The organism is Pseudactinotalea sp. (assembly GCF_048594945.1).
GTDB lineage: Bacteria > Actinomycetota > Actinomycetes > Actinomycetales > Beutenbergiaceae > Pseudactinotalea.
On record NZ_JBMDXJ010000267.1, the window covers coordinates 1 to 2371 of the forward strand.

General features: G+C 69.5%; 3 protein-coding genes. All 3 read right to left on the minus strand.

Annotation, left to right across the window (positions count from 1 at the left end; translation table 11 throughout):
- On the minus strand, nucleotides 1-1234 hold a 1234-nt coding region (locus tag ACOJSN_RS11585; RefSeq protein WP_420112655.1), incomplete at its 3' end, for a glucose-1-phosphate adenylyltransferase family protein.
- A complete protein-coding gene (locus ACOJSN_RS11590; protein ID WP_420112656.1) occupies nucleotides 1231-1434 on the minus strand; it encodes a CDGSH iron-sulfur domain-containing protein in 204 nt (67 codons plus the stop codon). The genes ACOJSN_RS11590 and ACOJSN_RS11585, both read right to left, overlap by 4 nt.
- A partial coding sequence (locus ACOJSN_RS11595) for an iron-containing redox enzyme family protein (RefSeq protein ID WP_420112657.1) occupies nucleotides 1431-2371 on the minus strand: 941 nt, incomplete at its 5' end. The genes ACOJSN_RS11595 and ACOJSN_RS11590, both read right to left, overlap by 4 nt.

Sequence of the window (2371 nt, forward strand, 5' to 3'; positions counted from 1 at the left end):
CGGCGCGGGTCCCCGGCTCGAGCCGGGTCCCGCGCTCGAGCACCGTTCTTGGTGCGATGACGCTGTCCGCACCGACGAGGGCGACCTCGTCGTCCTCGACCGCATCCGCATCCCCGGGCCATGCCCCCACACGAGCCTCAGCGCCGACGCGAACGCCGTGGTCGAGCACCGCCCACTCGATCACGGCACCCGCTTCGACCACGATGTCGCCCAGCAGCACGCTGTCGCTCACGCGGGCGCCCTCGGCCACCCGCACACGGGGTCCGAGCACGCTGCGGGTCACCTCTCCGCGAATGTCGCAGGCGGCGCCGACCAGTGCCTGGTCGAGCCGCGCCGTGGCGTGCAGACGTGGTGGTGTGGTGTGCCCGACTCGGGTGAGGATCGGCCAGTCGCTGCGGCCGAGCACACCGACGTCGTCGGCGGCCAGGTCGCGGTGCGCCTCGAGGTAGGTGGAAGGCCGGCCCAGGTCGCGCCAGTATCCCTCCATCCGGTGCTCGAAGCAGCGGCCACGCTCGACGAATCGCGGCAGCATGTCCTCGGCCGCATCCTCGACCTCATCGGTAGTGCGGGAACGAAGCAGTCGATCGAGCTCCTCGAGCAGAGCGGTACTGCGGTAGACGAAGACCTCCGTCGCGACCACGAAGGTGCTCGGCCGGTCCGGCTTGGACGCGGTGTCCGTGATGCGGCCCAGCCGATTGCTCTCCACCGTGGTCAGGTGCGGCGCCTCACGTGGCCCGCGGTCAGGTCCCAGGTCGCACGTGACGATCGTGCACTCGGCCTCTTTGCGCCTGTGCGTGGCCAGCACCTCGCGCAGATCGAGCAGATAGAGATGATCGGCGCTGAGCACCAGCACCTCCTCGGCACCCGATTCGGCGATCTCGTCTCGCAGCCGCAGAAGCTGGTCGGCGTTGCCGTCGGCAAAGCCATCACGGCCCTCCGACTCGCCCTGCTGCGGTGGAACCACGCGGAACCCGCCAGTGGTGCGGTCCAGATCCCACGGGCGGCCGTTAGCCGCGAAGTCCTCGAGCATGCGCGCCTGGTACTGCACCACGAGCCAGACGTCCTCCACACCACTGTGGCGCAGGTTCGACATCGGCACATCGATCAGTTGCAGGCCGCCGGCCAGCGGGAGTGCGGGCTTGGCGCGCTCGCGTGTGAGGACGTCCATCCTGCTGCCCTTGCCCCCGGCCAGCACGAGCGCGAGTGGCCGGGACATGCTCGCTGTGGGTGTCATCGGTCGTCGCTGCGGAAGCCCGCAGCCTTGTGCGTACCGTCGCAGAACGGCTTGATGGTGGAGAGCCCGCAACGGCACAGCGCCACGGTGCGGCGCCCGCGCTCGATCGGCTCACCCTCCGTCGTCCGCAGCTCGACGATGCCGCGCACCAGCAGCGGGCCATCGGGGTAGGGCGTGATCGTGACCCGCTGATCGTTCACGGCGTGCTCCTCAACGACGACCTGCCCGCCTCCCAGGAGTCGAGCGTGTGTTGTGCAACCCACCCGTCCACGGCTAGGCAGGCGGCGGCACCGAACATGATGTCAGGAACGAGGTCCGGGCGGTCGTGCGCGAGAGCACCCGCGAGATCCCGCGCAGCGATCTGCTCGTGGACCGCGTCGGCCTCGACGTGCTCGTCGAAGTACTCCGTGACGTCGCCGCCCAGGCCGAGGCGCCGCAGCCCATCGCCGTAGAACCGATTCGGGATCGATGAGGTCATCTCGAAGGCGGCGAGGTGACCGACGATCGCCCCGACCAGCCGGCGATTCAGTCCGAACATCGACATCATGTTGTGGGACGCGAGCGTGAGCGCGGGCACGGCGTCGACGTAGGCCCCGTAGGAATCGTCGAGGCCCGCACCACGCATCGCTGCGGCATAGAGCGCGGCGTGGACACGATCGGGACGGCCATTGCCGTACTCGTCCGCCTGGATCTCCACCAGTGCTGCCTTGGCTCGCCCGTGCAGGCGCGGAATCGCCCAGGAGTGCGGGTCGGCCTCACGCAGGGTGTAGACCGAACGCTGGATCAACAGCTCCTGCACCTGCTCGATCGTCGCCTTCTTCGCCACGTAGCGCGACAGGCTCGGACCGGGGTCGTCCGCTGCCAGCGTGAAGAGTGCTCTCGCCACCGCGTCGACCGCGGGCTCGGGAGGTGGTGGCACTGGCACCGCGGCACGGAGTGCGCGTTCGAGGTCGCGCTCGAGCAGACGCCGTGCGGCGATGAGCTGGGTATCCCACTCGAGGTCATCGGCGAGCTGGTCGATCGAGCCGTACGAGGAGGCGAACAGTACGAAGAGTGCGAGCTGGACGTCGTCGTCGCGGACGAGATCGGAGGTCCCGCTCAGGGCGCTGGCGGCCAACCCGGCCAGGTCCCGCCGAG